This window comes from Brevundimonas sp. ALps5, from assembly GCF_058681645.1.
In genome coordinates, this window is sequence record NZ_CM178744.1 from 3032149 (window position 1) to 3048016 (window position 15868).

Genomic DNA, 15868 nt, shown 5'->3' on the forward strand with positions numbered 1-15868 from the left:
ACTTCAGGATGCCGGCGGCGTGCCGTTCAGAGAGCGGGTCAGGCTGCGGGCCTGGCTCTGGTCAGATGTCGGCGCGGGCGGCGGGGCCGGGACCGGCGTCGGGCTGGCGACAAAGGCGGGCTGGGCCGGGGCTTCGATGGCCGGGGTTTCGGCTTTTGGAGTCTCGAGGACCGGCGCCGTCGCGGCCGGAGCAGGTTGGGCCGGAGCAGATTGGGCCGGAGCAGATTGGGCCGGACGGGCGGCGGGCGTGGTGCGCCGCGTCGGCGCACTCGTCTCGGGCGCTCTGGACGGCTCGGCGACAGGCCGGGCGGCGACGGGTGCGACCGGAACCGGCGCGGGCGGCAGGGTCTCGACGGGCGCGGGTTCGGGAGCAGGCTCGGGCGCACGGACGGCCGGGGCGGCTTCACCCTCGGGTCCACTGGCCGTCTGGGATTCCAGCTGCGGGCGGTCCTGATCGCGGGCGACGATGTTACCGACCGGTGGCGGCAGATAGATCAGCTGACGCGGCGCAGGCGGGTTCTCGGGGACCTGATCGGCGGGCAGGGGATCGGGGGCGTCGCCGGTGCGGTAGTTCAGCCCGATCAGCTGGTCCATGACCGTCAGGTCGCCGATGCCGGTCTGCGACAGGCAGATCTTGTTGACGTAGTAGGCCTTGCCGAAACGGACGAAGACCCAGGACTTGCTCAGGCCGTCGAAGCGCGGACCCGCGCCGTCGGCCCCGCCCCAGCTGAAGCGATCGACCACGCGGGTGTCGCCCGACCCCTCGCGCGTGCGTTCGCCGGTGCGGACCAGATCGGGGTGGTCGCGTTTGATGGTCTCGAACTCGGCGGTGGCCAGCTCGGGGTTCAGGGCGTTGGCCTGATCCTGGGTCAGGGGGCGTTCGACCGCGCGGAAGGTGAGCGAACAGGAGGCGGCGTTGGGCGCGTTCAGGGCCCAGGCGTCGATATAGGTGGCGCGGACCCGGGACTGGAACGGGTCGAAATTCAGGACGCTGAGGCCGTATTGATCGCTGCCGTCGATGGTGGCGACGCCGCCGTAGAAGGAGACGCCGTTGCCGTCGCGCCGTTCGATCTCGGGGACCTTGGGCCAGGTCACGCCGGCGGCGACGGGGCGGCTGAGGGTCGGTGCGATCAGGGTTCCGGTCGACCGCGGCGGCGGGGGCGGCGGGGGCGGCAGGGCGGCCGTCTGCGGCGCCGGCTGGGCAAGGGCAGGGGTCATCACGCCCGCGAGAACGGCGACGGCCGCTCCGGAGGCCAAGCCCCTGAAAATGCGATCAAACCCCAGCATGTTGTCTTTCCCCTAGGGGACGCGACCGCTGTTCGGCAACCGCCTTCCCGCGCCGGGTGAGGGACAGGGTTAAGAAAGCCGGCGACCGTTGCGGATTTGACCGGGTCAGGCAGCCCGATTTTCAGGTGACCTGGCGCTTGGCCAGCTTTCGCGCGAGCGTGCGGCGGTGCATGCCGAGGCGACGGGCGGCCTCCGAGATGTTGAAGCCGGTGTCGGCGAGGGTCTCGTGGATCCGCTCCCACTCCAGGGTCTTGATCGAGGTCGGGCGGGCGCTGAGGGCCATGTCGGGATCGCCCTCCACCTTGCCGAAGGCCGCCTCGATGTCGTCGGTGCTGGACGGCTTGGCCAGATAGTGGGAGGCGCCCAGCTTGATAGCCTCCACCGCCGTGGCGATGCTGGCGAAGCCGGTCAGGACCACGATGGTCGTCGCCGGATCGGCCGCGTGCAGGGTCTGGACGCAGGTCAGGCCCGAGGCCCCGCCCGCCAGCTTCAGATCGACCACGGCGTAGTCGGGCTTATGGACCTCCAGCACCGTGACCAGTTCGTCGTGGTTGGCGGCGGTGACGACGGTGTAGTCACGGCGCTCGAACGACCGCTTCAGGGTGCGGGCGAAGGCCTCGTCGTCCTCGACCAGGACCAGCAGCTTGTCGGACGACATCAGGACGCCTTTCCGGGCAGGGCGATGGCCGACAGGGGCAACCGCAGGACGACCACCGCGCCGCCATCCTTGCGGTTGCGGGCCTCGACCCCGCCGCCCAGCTTGCGCAGGACATTGACCAGAAGGAAGAGGCCCAGACCGGCGCCGGGCCGGGTCTTGGTGGACTGATAGGGCTGGCCGAAGCGGTTCAGGACGGCGTCGGCGAAGCCCGAGCCGTTGTCGCTGACGGTGATCGACAGATCGTCCTCGGGACGCTCGGCCAGGATGACGATGTCGGTCGCGCCCGCCTCGGCGGCGTTGTCCAGCACATTGACGAGGACCTGCAGCAGGGCCGGGTCGGAGACGACGTTGACGTCCTCGCCCAGGGCGTCGCGCAGGGTGACGGCCACGCCGGGGCGGGTCGGCTTCCAGCCGGCGATCAGGTCGTTGATCAGGGCGCGGGGGGTGGTGACGACCGGATCCTGACCGCGGGCCTCGCCGGCGGACATCAGGATGCCGGTGACGATGGATTTGCAGCGCTCGACCTCGGCCTGCATGTCGGCGATGTCCTGCGACAGCTCCGGATCGGCCTTGATGGTCGGCATGCGCCGCCAGTCGCCGAGGATCACGGCCAGCGACGACAGGGGAGTGCCCAGCTCGTGCGCGGCGCCGGAGGCTAGCAGGCCCATGCGGACGATATGATCCTCCTCCGCCTCGCGCTGGCGCATCTCGGCCAGATAGGAATCGCGGGCGCGCAGGTTGCCGCTGATCCGGGTCACGAAGACCACCAGCAGGAAGGCGATCAGGCCGAAGCAGACGAGGCTGCCCTGCAGATACAGGCTGAAGTCATTGTCCTGCAGCCGCTCCGGCAGCAGCAGCGGGCGATGCACGGCCAGGAGCAGCAGGGAGCAGAGCATGGTCACCCCGACCATCAGCCAGGCCGACAGGGGTCTGAGCAGGACCGAGGCCAGCACCACCTGCAGCAGATACAGGGGCGTGAAGGGGTTGGCGGCGCCGCCGCTGAGATAGAGCTGCCAGGTCAGGGCCGCGACGTCGACCAGCAGCGACAGGACCAGCTCGCCCTCGGAGACGTGCGGATGCAGCTTGAGCCGCTGCAGGCCCAGGATGTTGAAGGCCAGAAGGGCGAGGGGGGCGGCGAGGATCAGCCCCAGCGGCAGGGTGACCTTCATGCCGAAGTGGACGACCAGGATGGCCAGGATCTGACCGGCGACGGCGATCCAGCGCAGCTGGATCAACAGCTGCATATTGCGCCAGCCGGTCGAGGCGGCGACGTCGGCGTTGCGGTCGCGCCAGACGCCGAGACCGGCCAGTTTGCTCAGGGTCTCGGCCGCCACGGTCAGGCCTCGCCCGCGAAGGCGCGATCAGCCCAGGTTTGGCGCACGCGGCGCTCGTCCCAAGCCAGGAAGGCGCCGCCCGCCGTCAACATCAGGGCCAGACCGAACCAGGTCAGGGCATAGACCAGATGGCTGTTGGGGAAGCGGATCACCGTCAGCCCGCCCTTGGGCCAGCCGCCCGCGTTGGCCGTGGCGTCGGCGTCGATGAAGTAGGGGGCCACGTTCGTCAGGCCGCGTTTGGCTGCGATGGCGACGACGTCGCGCGAGCGCCAGCTGTCCGTCGCCGGAGCGTTGGCGCGCAGGAAGCCGCCCCTGGGCTCGGTGATGCGCAACAGGCCCTGAACCGTGGTCTCTCCGCTGATCTGGCCGGCCGCCCGGCTGTCGGGGTCGCGGCGATCCGTGGGCACATAACCGCGATTGACCAGAACAGTGAAGCCGGCGTCGGTCGTGAAAGGCGTCATGACCCAGAAACCGGGGCCGTAGTCGGTGACCGCCTGGGTCAGGGTCTCTCGGTCGTTGTCGTAGCGGCCGCGCAGGGAGACGTGACGATACTGGTCGCTCTCGCGCGTCACCGTCGGCCAGCGGTCGGGACCCGGGGCGTGGACGGCGGGGGCGTGGACCCGGGCGTCGACCTGACGGATCAGGTCCTGCTTCCAGGCCAGGCGCTCGACCTGCCAGACGCCCAGGGCCACGAGCCCGAGGATCATCCCCGGAATCAAGACGCCGAGGACGGCCAGGGTCAGGGTCGACCTCGGCTTCCTCGGCGTATCGTGAGGCCCGTCGGGCATCAGCTGGTCCTGACGAACCCGGCTCAGGGCGCCGGGTTCATGTCCATGCCTTGCGGCATCATGTTGGTGTTCAGGTGGTACATGACCCACAGCGAACCGGTCAGGGCGATGACGACCAGGATCAGGGTGAAGATCAGGGCCAGCATGTTCCAGCCGCCTTCCGAGCGGGCGTTCATGTGCAGGAAGAAGATCATGTGGACCACGATCTGGGCCACGGCGAAGGCCATGATGATGCCGCCGGTCATCTGGGCCGGCAGGACGCCGGTCATGACCAGCCAGAACGGGATCGCCGTCAGGACGACCGACAGGCCGAAGCCGATCAGATAGTCCTTCATCGAGCCGTGGGCGGCGCCGTCGTCGTGATGGTCGTCGTGGCCGTGGCCGTGATCGACGTCATGGGCGTGGGTGTGGCCATGCGGCTCGACCTCGGCGGCGGCGACCGCGACAGTCGCCTTGGCTGCGGTCTTGGGGGCCGCCGGCTTGCGGGCAGGGGCCTTTTTGGCGGCTGCCTTGGCGGGGGAGGGCTTTTGGGTCGGAGCCTTGCTCATCGCAGCATCCCCATCAGGTAGACGAAGGTGAAGACGCCGATCCAGATGACGTCGAGGAAGTGCCAGAACAGCGACAGGCACATCAGGCGGCGCTGGTTGGCGGGGATCAGGCCCTTCCAGCCGATCTGCACCATCAGGGTCACCAGCCAGATCAGGCCGAAGGTGACGTGCAGGCCGTGGGTGCCGACCAGGGTGAAGAAGGCCGACAGGAAGCCGCTGCGTTGCGGCGTCGCGCCCTCGTGGATCAGGTGCGCGAACTCATAGAGCTCGATGCCCAGGAAGCAGAGGCCGAACACGCCGGTGATCGCCAGCCAGATCTGGGTCTGGGCGACGTTCTTGCGGACCATGGCCAGCATGGCGAAGCCATAGGTGATCGACGAGAACAGCAGCATGGCGGTGTTCAGGGCCACCAGCGGCAGCTCGAACAGGGCCTTGGGCCCCGGACCGCCGGCGTAGTTGCCGCCGATCACGCCGAACACGGCGAACAGCATCGCGAAGATGAGGCAGTCGCTCATCAGATAGAGCCAGAAGCCCAGCATGGTGCTGGAGCCCTCCGGATGATGCGGCTCTTCCTTCAGGTGGAAGACGACCTCCTCGCCGGGTGCGAGGGTTTTCACAGCGCTCGCCATGGATCAGGCCTCCGCGGCCAGGGCGCGGGCCTTCGCCTCGGTCTCGGTCACTTCCGAGGCCGGGATGTAGAAGTCGCGCTTGTAGTTGAAGGTGTGGAAGATGGCGTAGCCGATGATGCCCACGAAGCTGATCGCGGCCAGCCACCACATGTACCAGATCAGACCCACGGCGCAGGCAACGCTGAAGCCCGCCAGGATGATGCCGGCGCCCGTGTTGGAGGGCATGTGGATGTCGCGGTAGCCGTCGACAGGCTTCTTGTAGCCGCGGTTCTTCATGTCCCACCAGGCGTCGGCGTCATGGATGACCGGGGTGAAGGCGAAGTTGTAGTCCGGCGGGGGCGAGGAGGTGGCCCACTCCAGGGTGCGGCCGCCCCACGGATCGCCCGTCTTGTCGCGCAGCTTCTCGCGGTCCCGGATCGAGACGAAGAACTGCATCAGCATGGCGGCGATGCCGCAGGCCACCAGGGCCGCGCCGAAGCCGGCGATGATGAACCAGATCTGCAGCGAGGGGTCGTCGAAGACCCGCATGCGGCGCGTCACGCCCATCAGGCCCAGGACGTACAGCGGCATGAAGGCGAACCAGAAGCCGACGACCCAGAACCAGAAGGAGATCTTGCCCCACTTCTCGTCGAGCTTGAACCCGAAGGCCTTGGGCCACCAGAAATTGATCCCCGCGAACAGGCCGAACAGCACGCCGCCGATGATGACGTTGTGGAAGTGGGCGACCAGGAACAGGGAGTTGTGCAGGACGAAGTCGGCCGGCGGCACGGCCAGCAGCACGCCCGTCATCCCACCGATGGTGAAGGTGATCATGAAGGCGATGGTCCACATCATCGGCAGCTCGAAGCGGATCCGGCCCCGGTACATCGTGAACAGCCAGTTGAAGATCTTCGCTCCCGTCGGGATCGAGATGATCATGGTGGTGATGCCGAAGAAGGAGTTGACGCTCGCGCCCGATCCCATGGTGAAGAAGTGGTGCAGCCACACCAGGTAGGAAAGGATGGTGATCACGACCGTGGCGTAGACCATGGAGGTATAGCCGAAGAGCTTCTTGCCCGAGAAGGTCGAGACGACCTCCGAGAAGATGCCGAAGGCCGGCAGGATCAGGATGTAGACCTCGGGGTGACCCCAGATCCAGATCAGGTTCACGTACATCATCGGGCTGCCGCCGAGGTCGTTCGTGAAGAAGTTGGTGCCGACGTAGCGGTCAAGACCCAGCAGGGCGAGGACGGCGGTCAGGACGGGGAAGGCGGCGACGATCAGGACGTTGGTGCACAGCGCGGTCCAGGTGAAGACCGGCATCTTCATCAGGCCCATGCCGGGCGCGCGCATCTTGACGATGGTCGCGATCAGATTGACCCCGGATAGCAGCGTACCGACCCCCGCGACCTGTAGCGCCCAGATGTAATAGTCGACCCCGACGTCAGGGCTGTAGGCCAGGCCCGACAGGGGCGGATAGGCCAGCCAGCCGGTGCGGGCGAACTCGCCGACGAACAGCGACATCATGACGATGACCGCGCCGCCCGCCGTCATCCAGAAGCTGAAGTTGTTCAGGAAGGGGAAGGAGACGTCGCGCGCGCCGATCTGCAGCGGCACGATGTAGTTCATCAGGCCGGTGACCATGGGCATGGCCACGAAGAAGATCATGATCACGCCGTGGGCGGTGAAGACCTGGTCGTAGTGGTGGGCGTTGAGGTAGCCCTCGGACCCGCCGAAGGCCATGGCCTGCTGCAGACGCATCATGATGGCGTCGGCGAAGCCGCGCAGCAGCATGACCAGACCCAGGATCATGTACATGATGCCGATCTTCTTGTGATCGACGGTCGTGAACCACTCTTTCCAGAGGTAGGCCCAGAGCTTGAAGTAGGTGATGGCGCCCAGCAGGGCGACGCCGCCCAGGCAGACGACCGCGAAGGTCGCTACGAGAATGGGCTCGTGGAAGGGCAGGGCCTCGATGTTGAGGCGCCCGAAGACGAATTGGATGATCTTGTCGGCGGACATGGATGTGGTCCGATCAGGAAGCGGCCCGCGGCGCCGACGGCGCTGCGGGGCTGAAGGCGGCGGGAGCGGTCAAACCCGCGCCCAGCATGGGGGCGGAGCGGGTCAGATCGGCGGGCGAACCGAGCGAGGCCAGACGGGTCTGGGGCTTCGGTTCGGGGTCGGTGGGGGTGCACAGGGTGGCGACATAGGTCGGCGTCGGACCGAAGACGGCGCCGCGGCGCTCGGTCTTGTCATAGGTCAGGGCCAGCATGTTGTGCGCGCTCTCGATGTCGAGACCGCCCCTGGCGTCGATGGCGTGCATCTCGTGCATGCACATCTTGCCCGGCTCGACGCACATGTTGACGATGGCGCTGAACAGCCCGCCGTCGACCTGGGCGAAGCGCATCGCGGGGACGTTCTCGCTGGGGGCTTCCAGACGCAGATAGCCGTCGCGGTCCAGGGCCAGGCCGCTGGACTTCACCTGGGCGACCCACTGGTCGAAGCCGGCCTGGGGCAGGCCGTGGAACTTGAAGCGCATGCCCGAGAAGCCCGAGCCGGAATAGTTGGCCGAGAAGCCCTGGTATTCGCCGGGCTGGTTGATCACGCCGTAGAGCGTCGTCTGCATACCCGGCATGGCGTAGATCTGGCCGGCCAGGGCGGGGACGTAGAAGGAGTTCATCACCGACGACGAGGTGATCGTGAACTGGATCGGGCGGTCGACCGGGGCGGCCAGCTCATTCACCGTGGCGATGCCATACTCCGGGTAAATGAACAGCCATTTCCAGTCGAGGGCGACGACGTTGACCTGCAGCGGCTTGACCGTCTTCTCGGCGGGACGGCCCGCGGCGATCCGGTCCAGCGGACGATAGGGATCCAGCAGGTGGGTGCCGGCCCAGGTCACGGCGCCCAGGCAGATGATGATCAGCAGGGGCGCGCCCCAGATGGCCACTTCCAGATAGGTGGAGTGGTCCCAGTCCGGTTCGTACTTCGCATCCTTGTTCGACTGGCGGTACTTCCAGGCGAAGATGATCACCAGGGCGATCACCGGGATGATGATGAACAGCATCAGGATGGTCGAGATGACCAGCAGATCGCGCTGCTGGGCCGCGACGTCACCGGACGGGGCCAGGACGACGGCGTTACATCCCGCCAGAAGGGCGAGGGCGGGGACCGCCAGCCACGGCGCGAGGCGGCGCAGGGGCGATCGATTCGGGTGCTGGGGAGGCATGGTGCGGGCCTCTAGTGCGGAAGGGCCGGGAACGACATTGGACAATCTGCCCTATCTCTTTTTGACGCTCTGGGTTCCAATAAGCGCGCCACAAGTCCGTGACTCGTCGTCGCGCGTCACACCCAGAATTTGCAAGGAAGCGATCAGTCGATGAGCGCCACCACCGGAGCCTCCTCTACTCCCCTTGAGAGAGACGCCCAACAGATCAATGCCCGAGCGCACGACAAGATCGATGCGGGCGAAATCGCCATCGGCGTGGTCATCGGCCGGGCGTCGGAGTTCTTCGACTTCTTCGTCTTCGCCATCGCCTCGGTCATCGTCTTCCCGCAGCTGGTCTTCCCGTTCGCCGGGCCGCTGATGGGCACGGTCTATTCGTTCGCCATCTTCGCCCTGGCCTTCATCGCCCGTCCGCTGGGCACCTGGGGCTTCATCGCCATCGACCGCTTCTTCGGTCGGGGGACCAAGCTGACGATCGCGCTTCTGCTGCTCGGCACCTCGACCGTGGCGACGGCCTTCCTGCCCGGCTACGAGACCATCGGCGTCTGGTCGATCGTGCTGCTGGCCCTGCTGCGCATCGGTCAGGGCGTGGCCCTGGGCGGCACCTGGGAAGGTCTGGCCTCGCTGCTGGCCATGAACGCCCCGGCCGGTAAGAAGGGCTGGTACGCCATGCTCGGCCAGATCGGCGCCCCGATCGGCCTGATCCTGGCCAGCGCCCTGTTCGCCTTCTTCGTGTCGCTGCTGTCGACCGCCGACTTCCTCGACTGGGGCTGGCGCTATCCGTTCTTCGTGGCCTTCGCGATCAACGTGGTGGCCCTGTTCGCCCGTCTGCGCATCTCGGCGACCCCGGCCTTCATCGAGTCCTATGAGGACCGCGAGCTGCAGCCGACGCCGTTCCGCCAGACCGTCCGCGCCGAGGGCAAGAACATCGTCATCGGCGCCTTCGCCCCCCTGGCCAGCTTCGCCCTGTTCCACATGGTGACCGTGTTCCCGCTGTCGTGGGTGCTGCTGTACACCCAGGAGCCGCCGGCCCGCTTCCTGGTCATCGAGCTGATCGGCGCCATCGTCTGCCTGATCTGCGTGATCCTGTCGGGTCCGCTGGCCGACCGCTACGGCCGCCGTAACCTGCTGGCCGCCACGGCCGCCGCCATCGCCGCCTTCTCGGGCTTCGCGCCCCAGATGCTGGCCGGGGGCGAGATCGGCGGCATCGTCTTCATGATGAGCGGCTTCATCCTGCTGGGCCTGTCGTTCGGCCAGTCGTCGGGCTCGCTGGCGTCCAACTTCGCCGCCATCAACCGCTATACGTCCTCGGCCCTGACCTCGGACCTGGCCTGGTTGTTCGGCGCGGGCTTCGCGCCGCTGGCGGCCCTGCTGCTGGCCTCGAACTTCGGCCTGGGCGCGGCGGGCGTCTATCTGCTCTCGGGCGCCGCCGGCACCCTGGTCGCCCTGTGGATCAACCGCGAGACGACCCATCCTCGCAAGGCCTGAGGTTTCCGGGTCTGAGATTGTGAAGGCGGCTCCGGCTTGACCGGGGCCGCCTTTGCTTTGCACGGTGGCTTCCGCAATCCGGGAGCCTGAACTTGACCCTGTCGTGCGGCCATTCCCCCACCATCCTCACGGTGACGCCCAGCGCGCGCGGCTGTGAGGAATGCCTGAAGACCGGCGGCTGGTGGGTGCATCTGCGCCTGTGCCGCCGCTGCGGCCACGTCGGCTGCTGCGACGACTCGCCGAGCAAGCACGCCCGCGCCCATTTCCACGCCACCCATCACCCCATCATCGAGGGCTATGACCCGCCCGAGGGCTGGGGCTGGTGCTATGTCGACGAGGTGGAGGTCGACCTGCCCGACCAGACGCCGCAGCTGGGGCCGATCCCGAAATTCTTCTGAACCGGGAAGAACTCCCGGCTCAGGCGTGCACGGCCGGGGAGTAGGGCGAAAGTTATAGTCGTATCCGGCTTCTCACAACCAGAGACTGTGTTATCCCAAGGCGATGAAGTACGTCGTCCATGTGGAACAGAACGGCTTGCGGGCCAGCTCGGACCCGATGGAGGGCGTTACCGCCCTGAAGGTGGCCAAGGCCTGGCAGAGCCACGGGGATCGGGGCGTCCGGATCGTCGAGGCGGGCCCCGGCGCCTCCGACCGCTCCTGGACCCTGCGCGAGTTCATCGTCTTCATCCGGGGACCCGCCGCCACACGGGGGCGGAGCCTGGACGGCGCCCCAAATGCGGCGCGCGGCTGACCATCTTCGCCGAGTTGCAACAAAGTCGCCTTCGTGCCGCCTCGCGGTCCGCCTAGAAAACCGATGCGCCACGGCGCACGCCCCTCCCGGGCGTTTCCCTCCCAGAACAAACTGAAAGGGCCGCGCGATCCGCGCGGCCCTTTTTTTGATCCCGAAAGGATCGGGTGATCAGTGTTCCGGCGGGGCGGCCTGGACCATTTCGCGCACGATCTCCAATGCCAGCTTCTGGCGGCGGCTGGACAGCTGCGGCGTCAGGGCGGCCATTTCCAGCGTCAGACGGGTCGGCGGATAATCGAGATTGGGGGTCGGGGTCAGGGTCTCGGACCCGCCCTCGACGTCGCCGCGCTCGAGGCCCTCGAAGAAATAGTCGACCTCGACGCCGAAGAACTGGCTGATCATCCAGAGCTTGGACGCCGAGATGCGGTTGGAGCCCTTCTCGTACTTCTGGACCTGCTGGAAGGTCAGGCCCAGGGCCCGGGCCAGGTCGCCCTGATTATAGCCGAGGGAGATCCGCTTCTCGCTGACCTTTCGACCCACATACCGATCAACCGGATGAGGACCGGGTTCGTTTTCGCCGTCGCCGCGCGCCATGCCGCACTCCACTGCCGTGACAATCCACACATGGCCGGCCGCGAAAGGGGGAGGGCGACCGGTCCATGCAGATCTTGAACGTGTTCAACGGCGGAGCTGGGGCATTCCGGCGCTGCCGTAGCGTAAAACTGGCGTGATTCTGAAGAAATGCACCCCGGGCAGTTGCTGATCGATCCGTGTAGGGACGATCAGGGCTTTCGAGGGCGGTCGGGCGGGCGTTCACCCTCACAGATATCGCTGTGACTTGAGGTTGTGGGCCGACTGAAATCGCGTACCGTGCGATTTCTCTGAAGCCAAAACCGGGAGGGCGATCGTGGCCTTGGCGACCTATATCGAGAATCTTGAGCTCGCGGACAGCGAGGAGGCGGGCGCGCAGAGGCGAGGGCCGGTCGAGACCCCCGCGCCGCCGATGGTCATCCCGGCCGAGCTTGAGGCCGCGGTGAACGCCGGCAGCCTGCTGTCGTTCGTTGAAGGTTTGTCCGGCCCGGAGAAGGAGGACGTTCTCTACTCCGTCCAGTTCGCGCAGCGCGCCGCCAGCAAGGCCTTCGATCGCTTCGCCGAGACGCGCAACTGGTACCGGAAATACGGAGAGGTTCTGGAGGCCCTGGGCTGGACGACCGAGCAGTTCGCCTTCGTGGCCAAGGATCAGAGCGAAGGCGACTTCCGGATGGACAAGGAGGCGCTGTCCATCATCAGCGCCATCTCGACCCAGAACCAGCTCGCCGTGATCACCAAATCGATCGAGGCCTTGTCGAAGCTGGCGGACGGCGACGGCCCTCTGTCCATCTTCGATTTCCAGACCTCCACCGAAGACGCCGGCAACTTCCAGATCGGCGCCGTCCAGAAGGCGGCCAACGGCAGCCTGAACATGGCTCTGGGCGCCTTCTATTTCCGGGCGGCCCAGCGTCGCCGAAAGTTCCTGTTCTTCAGCTGGGGCGGCGCCCAGGTCAATTTCTACACGGCGGCGCAGAAGCTGACCTTCAACACGACGCTCTACGGTCAGGTGCGTGAGCAGGTGCTGACCAAACTGGGCGCCCAGGCGTCCAAATATATCGGCGAAATCAGCCTGGATTGACCTGACCCGGGGAGGGCAGGTCGAACACGCAGGGGGAAGAGATGGCTGTTCAAAGTGAAATCGGGGACGGCGTCGTCCTCAATCTGCCCGAAGGTCTGAAGGCGGTCGACGCCTCGGGCGGGCGTCGTGGGCCAGGCGCACGGGGGCCAGGCGAAGGGGGAGACGCCCCCTCGGACGATGTGGTCACCAAGGCCCTCCAGGGCGGCGGCTTCGATCTGGCTGCCGACGTCGAGCTGATGGCCGACGGACCCCCGTCCCGTTCGTTATCGGCCGTCCCGGCGAGCGTCGACCTGACCGTCAGCGAGGGCGAGTCCGCCGTGATCCTGGTCCAGGAGCCCAGCGGCGTCCTGCGGTGGAGCCATCCGGCTGAAGCCATCACCCTGCCGGCGCGGCGCGGTCTCGGCGGCGGGGGCGTCCTGCTGCGGTTCGACCTCGCGCCGCCGGTCTCCGGCGAGGCCGCAGGCGCAGGCGCAGCCACACGCCGCGCCTTGCCGAACCTCGGCGGCCTCCTGAACGGGGTGCGGCTGAGGGTTCTGCGCTACATCGCCGCCAAGGGGATCGACGTCGCGGTCGGCCGTCTGGAGGGGGGCACGCCCTCGGGGCTGGTCATCATGGCGGACGATCCCGCCGGATGGGTCCCGACGCCGGAAAAGCCGCAGTGGCCCGTCGGTCGCCCGGCCAGGGTCCTGTTGATGGTCCACGGCACCTTCTCGACCACGATCGGCAGCTTCGTGGGTCTGACCAAGACCGGTCAGGGGCGCCGGTTCCTGGAGCTGGCGAAGGCCGAATACGACGTGATCCTGGGGTTCGATCACCCCACCCTGGCCCAAACGGTGGAGCAGAACGCCGAGGCCATGATGAAGGCGCTGGTCGCCGCCGGACTGCCTGACGACGCCAACATCGACGCGGTGGCCTACAGCCGCGGCGGTCTGGTCTACCGCGTCTTCGCCGAAGAGATCATTCCGCGCGACCGGCCCCAGGTTTCGCTCGGGCGGGCGGTCTTCGTCGGCTGCACCAACGGGGGCACCAACCTGGCCAGCCCGGCCAACTGGGCCGCGATGGCCGACGTCTATGTGAACATCATGGTCGCGGGGGCGGCCGCCCTGTCGACGGTGACCGGCCCGGTCGTTTCGGCCGCGCTCGCGGCGGCCATCCGCACCCTGGGCCAGCTGGTGAAGGTCATCCCCGAGGTGGGCGTCAATGACGGGCGCGTCCCGGGCCTGGCCTCGATGAAGCCCGACGGGCCCACCGTCAAACGCCTGAACGGGGCCGTCGAACAGGAGGTTGCGACCCCGCTCTATCATGCCATCACCTCGAGTTTCAAAGCGACGCTGGATACCCAGGGCAAGCTCAGCAAGGAACTGATCGAATTCCTGGCGGACCGCCTGACTGACCGCCTGTTTGGCGTGGACAACGATCTGGTGGTCCACGTCTCGTCGATGACGGAGTTCGGGGGGCGCTCGGGCCGGTTCTCGGCGGACAGGGCCTTCAGCTACGGCGAGGGCGACGCGATGTACCACATCCGGTATTTCGATGTGGATCAGACCCCCGGCAAGTTGATGGAGTGGCTGGAGCTGTCCGAGGGCGCGCCTGCGGCGGCGCCGCCGCCTTCGCGTCGAACCATCCCGCCGGAACCGGACGCCGGGCCCGCGTCTCGGTCATGGAGCGTCCCCGAGAGCGAAGCCCTCGATCTGCCCGCCGCCGAAGCCGCTCCCGATTTCGGCGACATGGATATCGTCGGCGAGGCTCTGCCGGAGACGCCGCACGCCGAGCCCCGGTTCAGGGGCGGATGGACGCGGAGCGCGCCGCCGACCGCCGCTCCGGTCCCGCGTGTGGCGTCAGCGCCACCCACATCTGCCCCGCCCGCAGCAGCGGAGCCGACCGCCGCTCCGGTCCCGCGTATGACGTCCGCGCCGCCGACGTCGGCGCCGCCCCCCACCGATACCCGGCATTTCGCGGCGGAGACCCAGCCCACGCCTCGACTGGGCGGACCCTGCGCCGTCTTCGTGACCATGTCCGGCGACACCATTCGCGTGGCCCGGGACGGCGGCTCGGCGACCACCGATGTCGCGGTGCCGGTCGACACGGCCCAAGGCATTTCGGTGATGCTGATCGCGCGTTCGAATTGCGAGGTCGTCGGCCAGGACAAGGGCGAGGACAAGAAGGTCTTCCCGGCAGGGATGGTCGCGGCCACCCTGCGCTTCGAGATCGAGGGCCGGGACCCGGGCGTCGCCAATCTTCTGGTCGAGATTCGCCAGGGAGACGCGCTCCTGACCTCACTGGACCTGGCGCCTGTTTTCGTGTCCCGCGTCGACACCCTGCGGGTAGAGCAGGTGGTGACCGCCCCGCCCCCGGGCGCGAACGTGCCGATGATGCTGAGGATCTACGAGATCCATCAGGCCGACAATTCCCTGCGCCTGCGGTTCGATCTCTCGGGCTCCAATCCGAACGTCTCCATCCTGGATCAGGTGGATCTGGGCGCGGGACTGGACGTCAGCTCCTTCGTGACGACCTTCCTGGCGGACCTCGAGAACGCCTGGAATATCTCGGAAGCGCGCTACGACGAGTTCATCGAACGCCTGAGTGACACCTCGATCGCCGCCGCCAATCTGCTCTTGCCGCTGTCGATCCGCAAAGCCTTGTGGAAGTATCGCGACAGTATCGAGGCGGTCCAGATCATTTCGGAGCAGCCCTCCATTCCGTGGGAACTGCTGTACATCAGCGACCCCGACGGCCAGGACGACACCCGGAAGGGGTTCCTCAGCGAATGGGGGGCGATCCGCTGGATGTACAATGCGCGGTGGCCCGGTCCGACGCTGGACCTCAAGGGCGAGACGGCGCGCATGGTGGTGCCCGAGTATGCCGATAAGGATCTGAAGCTGACGGGCGCCGCCGCGGAGCGGGACATGCTGGGCGAGGTCTTCCCTGGCATCAGCGAGGTGACGGCGAAAAGTCTGGAGGTGACACGCTTCCTCGGCGCCGAGGCCGCCGAGTGCGGCCTGATCCACTTCGCCTGCCATGGCGAGGCCGAACAGCGCGCCGTGCTGCAGTCCGATCTGCTGATGTCCGGAGGCACCGGCCCCGACGGCAGGCTTTTCCGTGACCCCCTGACCGTCAACCAGGTCAAGGTGCGAACCCGTATGGCGGCCGAAGCCCCTTCGGGCGTGGTGTTCATCAACGCCTGCCAGACGGGACGTACGGGCGAAGGCATCGCCGGGGTGTCCGGCTTCGCCGACTCCTTCATCCGCCCGGCCTCCGGGCGCGGCGCGGCCGTCTTCGTCGGCGCCCTGTGGTCGGTGAGTGACAAGCTGGCCCTGGACTTCGCCCGGACCTTCTACGAGAGCCTGAACAAGGGTGAGACCCTGATCAAATCGGTCGCGGCGGCGCGCGAAGCCTGCAAGGCGAAGGGCGACTTCACCTGGCTGGCCTATACGGTCTACGGCAACCCGATGGCCCGGATATCGACCGCCCCCTGAGCCTGTGTCCTGAGCCTGACGCGGCGGACGGGATCAGAA

At 67.3% G+C, this 15868-nt stretch carries 13 protein-coding genes and 1 pseudogene; 5 read left to right on the top strand and 9 right to left on the bottom strand.

The window, feature by feature from the left end; translation table 11 throughout:
- Positions 1-3: 3 nt before the first annotated feature.
- The 8 genes and pseudogenes from ACW172_RS14410 to cyoA form a co-directional block, all read right to left on the bottom strand.
- A complete protein-coding gene (locus ACW172_RS14410) occupies positions 4-1218 on the bottom strand; it encodes a hypothetical protein (RefSeq protein ID WP_492032126.1) in 1215 nt (404 codons plus the stop codon).
- A gap of 190 nt (positions 1219-1408) precedes the next feature.
- Positions 1409-1945, bottom strand: a complete 537-nt coding sequence (locus tag ACW172_RS14415; protein ID WP_492032127.1) for a response regulator transcription factor — start codon at positions 1943-1945, stop codon at positions 1409-1411.
- Positions 1945-3279, bottom strand: coding sequence for an ATP-binding protein (locus tag ACW172_RS14420; protein WP_492032128.1), 1335 nt, complete (start codon positions 3277-3279; stop codon positions 1945-1947). The genes ACW172_RS14415 and ACW172_RS14420 overlap by 1 nt, the downstream gene beginning before the upstream one ends.
- A gap of 2 nt (positions 3280-3281) precedes the next feature.
- Positions 3282-4067 carry an SURF1 family protein gene (locus tag ACW172_RS14425; RefSeq protein ID WP_492032129.1) on the bottom strand — a complete coding sequence of 262 codons (786 nt, stop codon included), beginning with the start codon at positions 4065-4067 and terminating at the stop codon, positions 3282-3284.
- A gap of 23 nt (positions 4068-4090) precedes the next feature.
- A pseudogene (gene cyoD, locus ACW172_RS14430) lies at positions 4091-4447 on the bottom strand (cytochrome o ubiquinol oxidase subunit IV); the annotation flags it as partial.
- A 164-nt stretch (positions 4448-4611) separates the two neighbouring features.
- Positions 4612-5244: a cytochrome o ubiquinol oxidase subunit III gene (gene cyoC / locus ACW172_RS14435; RefSeq protein ID WP_492032130.1), complete on the bottom strand. Its 633-nt coding sequence runs from the start codon at positions 5242-5244 to the stop codon at positions 4612-4614.
- A gap of 3 nt (positions 5245-5247) precedes the next feature.
- Positions 5248-7245, bottom strand: coding sequence for a cytochrome o ubiquinol oxidase subunit I (cyoB, locus tag ACW172_RS14440; protein ID WP_492032131.1), 1998 nt, complete (start codon positions 7243-7245; stop codon positions 5248-5250).
- Positions 7246-7258: 13 nt separating this feature from the next.
- Complete coding sequence (gene cyoA, locus ACW172_RS14445) at positions 7259-8452, bottom strand: ubiquinol oxidase subunit II (RefSeq protein WP_492032132.1); 1194 nt, start codon at positions 8450-8452, stop codon at positions 7259-7261.
- Between the two features lie 150 nt (positions 8453-8602).
- Here cyoA and ACW172_RS14450 point away from each other — a divergent pair, with 150 nt between their 5' ends.
- From ACW172_RS14450 to ACW172_RS14460, 3 genes are all read left to right on the top strand, one after another.
- A complete protein-coding gene (locus ACW172_RS14450; RefSeq protein WP_492032133.1) occupies positions 8603-9937 on the top strand; it encodes an MFS transporter in 1335 nt (444 codons plus the stop codon).
- Positions 9938-10029: 92 nt separating this feature from the next.
- Positions 10030-10335, top strand: coding sequence for a UBP-type zinc finger domain-containing protein (locus ACW172_RS14455; RefSeq protein ID WP_492032134.1), 306 nt, complete (start codon positions 10030-10032; stop codon positions 10333-10335).
- Between the two features lie 103 nt (positions 10336-10438).
- A complete protein-coding gene (locus ACW172_RS14460) occupies positions 10439-10687 on the top strand; it encodes a hypothetical protein (RefSeq protein ID WP_492032135.1) in 249 nt (82 codons plus the stop codon).
- Between the two features lie 168 nt (positions 10688-10855).
- Here the strand turns inward: ACW172_RS14460 and ACW172_RS14465 are convergent, their stop codons facing one another.
- Positions 10856-11224 (bottom strand): helix-turn-helix domain-containing protein, encoded by a 369-nt coding sequence (locus tag ACW172_RS14465; protein ID WP_492032136.1) that lies wholly within the window; start codon positions 11222-11224, stop codon positions 10856-10858.
- 367 nt (positions 11225-11591) lie between these two features.
- Here ACW172_RS14465 and ACW172_RS14470 point away from each other — a divergent pair, with 367 nt between their 5' ends.
- Complete coding sequence (locus tag ACW172_RS14470) at positions 11592-12353, top strand: hypothetical protein (protein WP_492032137.1); 762 nt, start codon at positions 11592-11594, stop codon at positions 12351-12353.
- Positions 12354-12394: 41 nt separating this feature from the next.
- Positions 12395-15829 (top strand): DUF7379 domain-containing protein, encoded by a 3435-nt coding sequence (locus tag ACW172_RS14475; protein WP_492032138.1) that lies wholly within the window; start codon positions 12395-12397, stop codon positions 15827-15829.
- The last annotated feature ends 39 nt before the right edge of the window (positions 15830-15868 follow it).

Excerpts from the sequence above, each read along its gene's own strand:
- ACW172_RS14450 (WP_492032133.1), top strand. The coding sequence starts at position 8,603 with ATGAGCGCCACCACCGGAGCCTCCTCTACTCCCCTTGAGAGAGACGCC.
- ACW172_RS14460 (WP_492032135.1), top strand. The coding sequence starts at position 10,439 with ATGAAGTACGTCGTCCATGTGGAACAGAACGGCTTGCGGGCCAGCTCG.
- cyoA (WP_492032132.1), bottom strand. The coding sequence starts at position 8,452 with ATGCCTCCCCAGCACCCGAATCGATCGCCCCTGCGCCGCCTCGCGCCG.
- ACW172_RS14475 (WP_492032138.1), top strand. The coding sequence starts at position 12,395 with ATGGCTGTTCAAAGTGAAATCGGGGACGGCGTCGTCCTCAATCTGCCC.
- ACW172_RS14415 (WP_492032127.1), bottom strand. The coding sequence starts at position 1,945 with ATGTCGTCCGACAAGCTGCTGGTCCTGGTCGAGGACGACGAGGCCTTC.
- cyoB (WP_492032131.1), bottom strand. The coding sequence starts at position 7,245 with ATGTCCGCCGACAAGATCATCCAATTCGTCTTCGGGCGCCTCAACATC.
- ACW172_RS14425 (WP_492032129.1), bottom strand. The coding sequence starts at position 4,067 with ATGCCCGACGGGCCTCACGATACGCCGAGGAAGCCGAGGTCGACCCTG.
- ACW172_RS14410 (WP_492032126.1), bottom strand. The coding sequence starts at position 1,218 with ATGACCCCTGCCCTTGCCCAGCCGGCGCCGCAGACGGCCGCCCTGCCG.
- cyoC (WP_492032130.1), bottom strand. The coding sequence starts at position 5,244 with ATGGCGAGCGCTGTGAAAACCCTCGCACCCGGCGAGGAGGTCGTCTTC.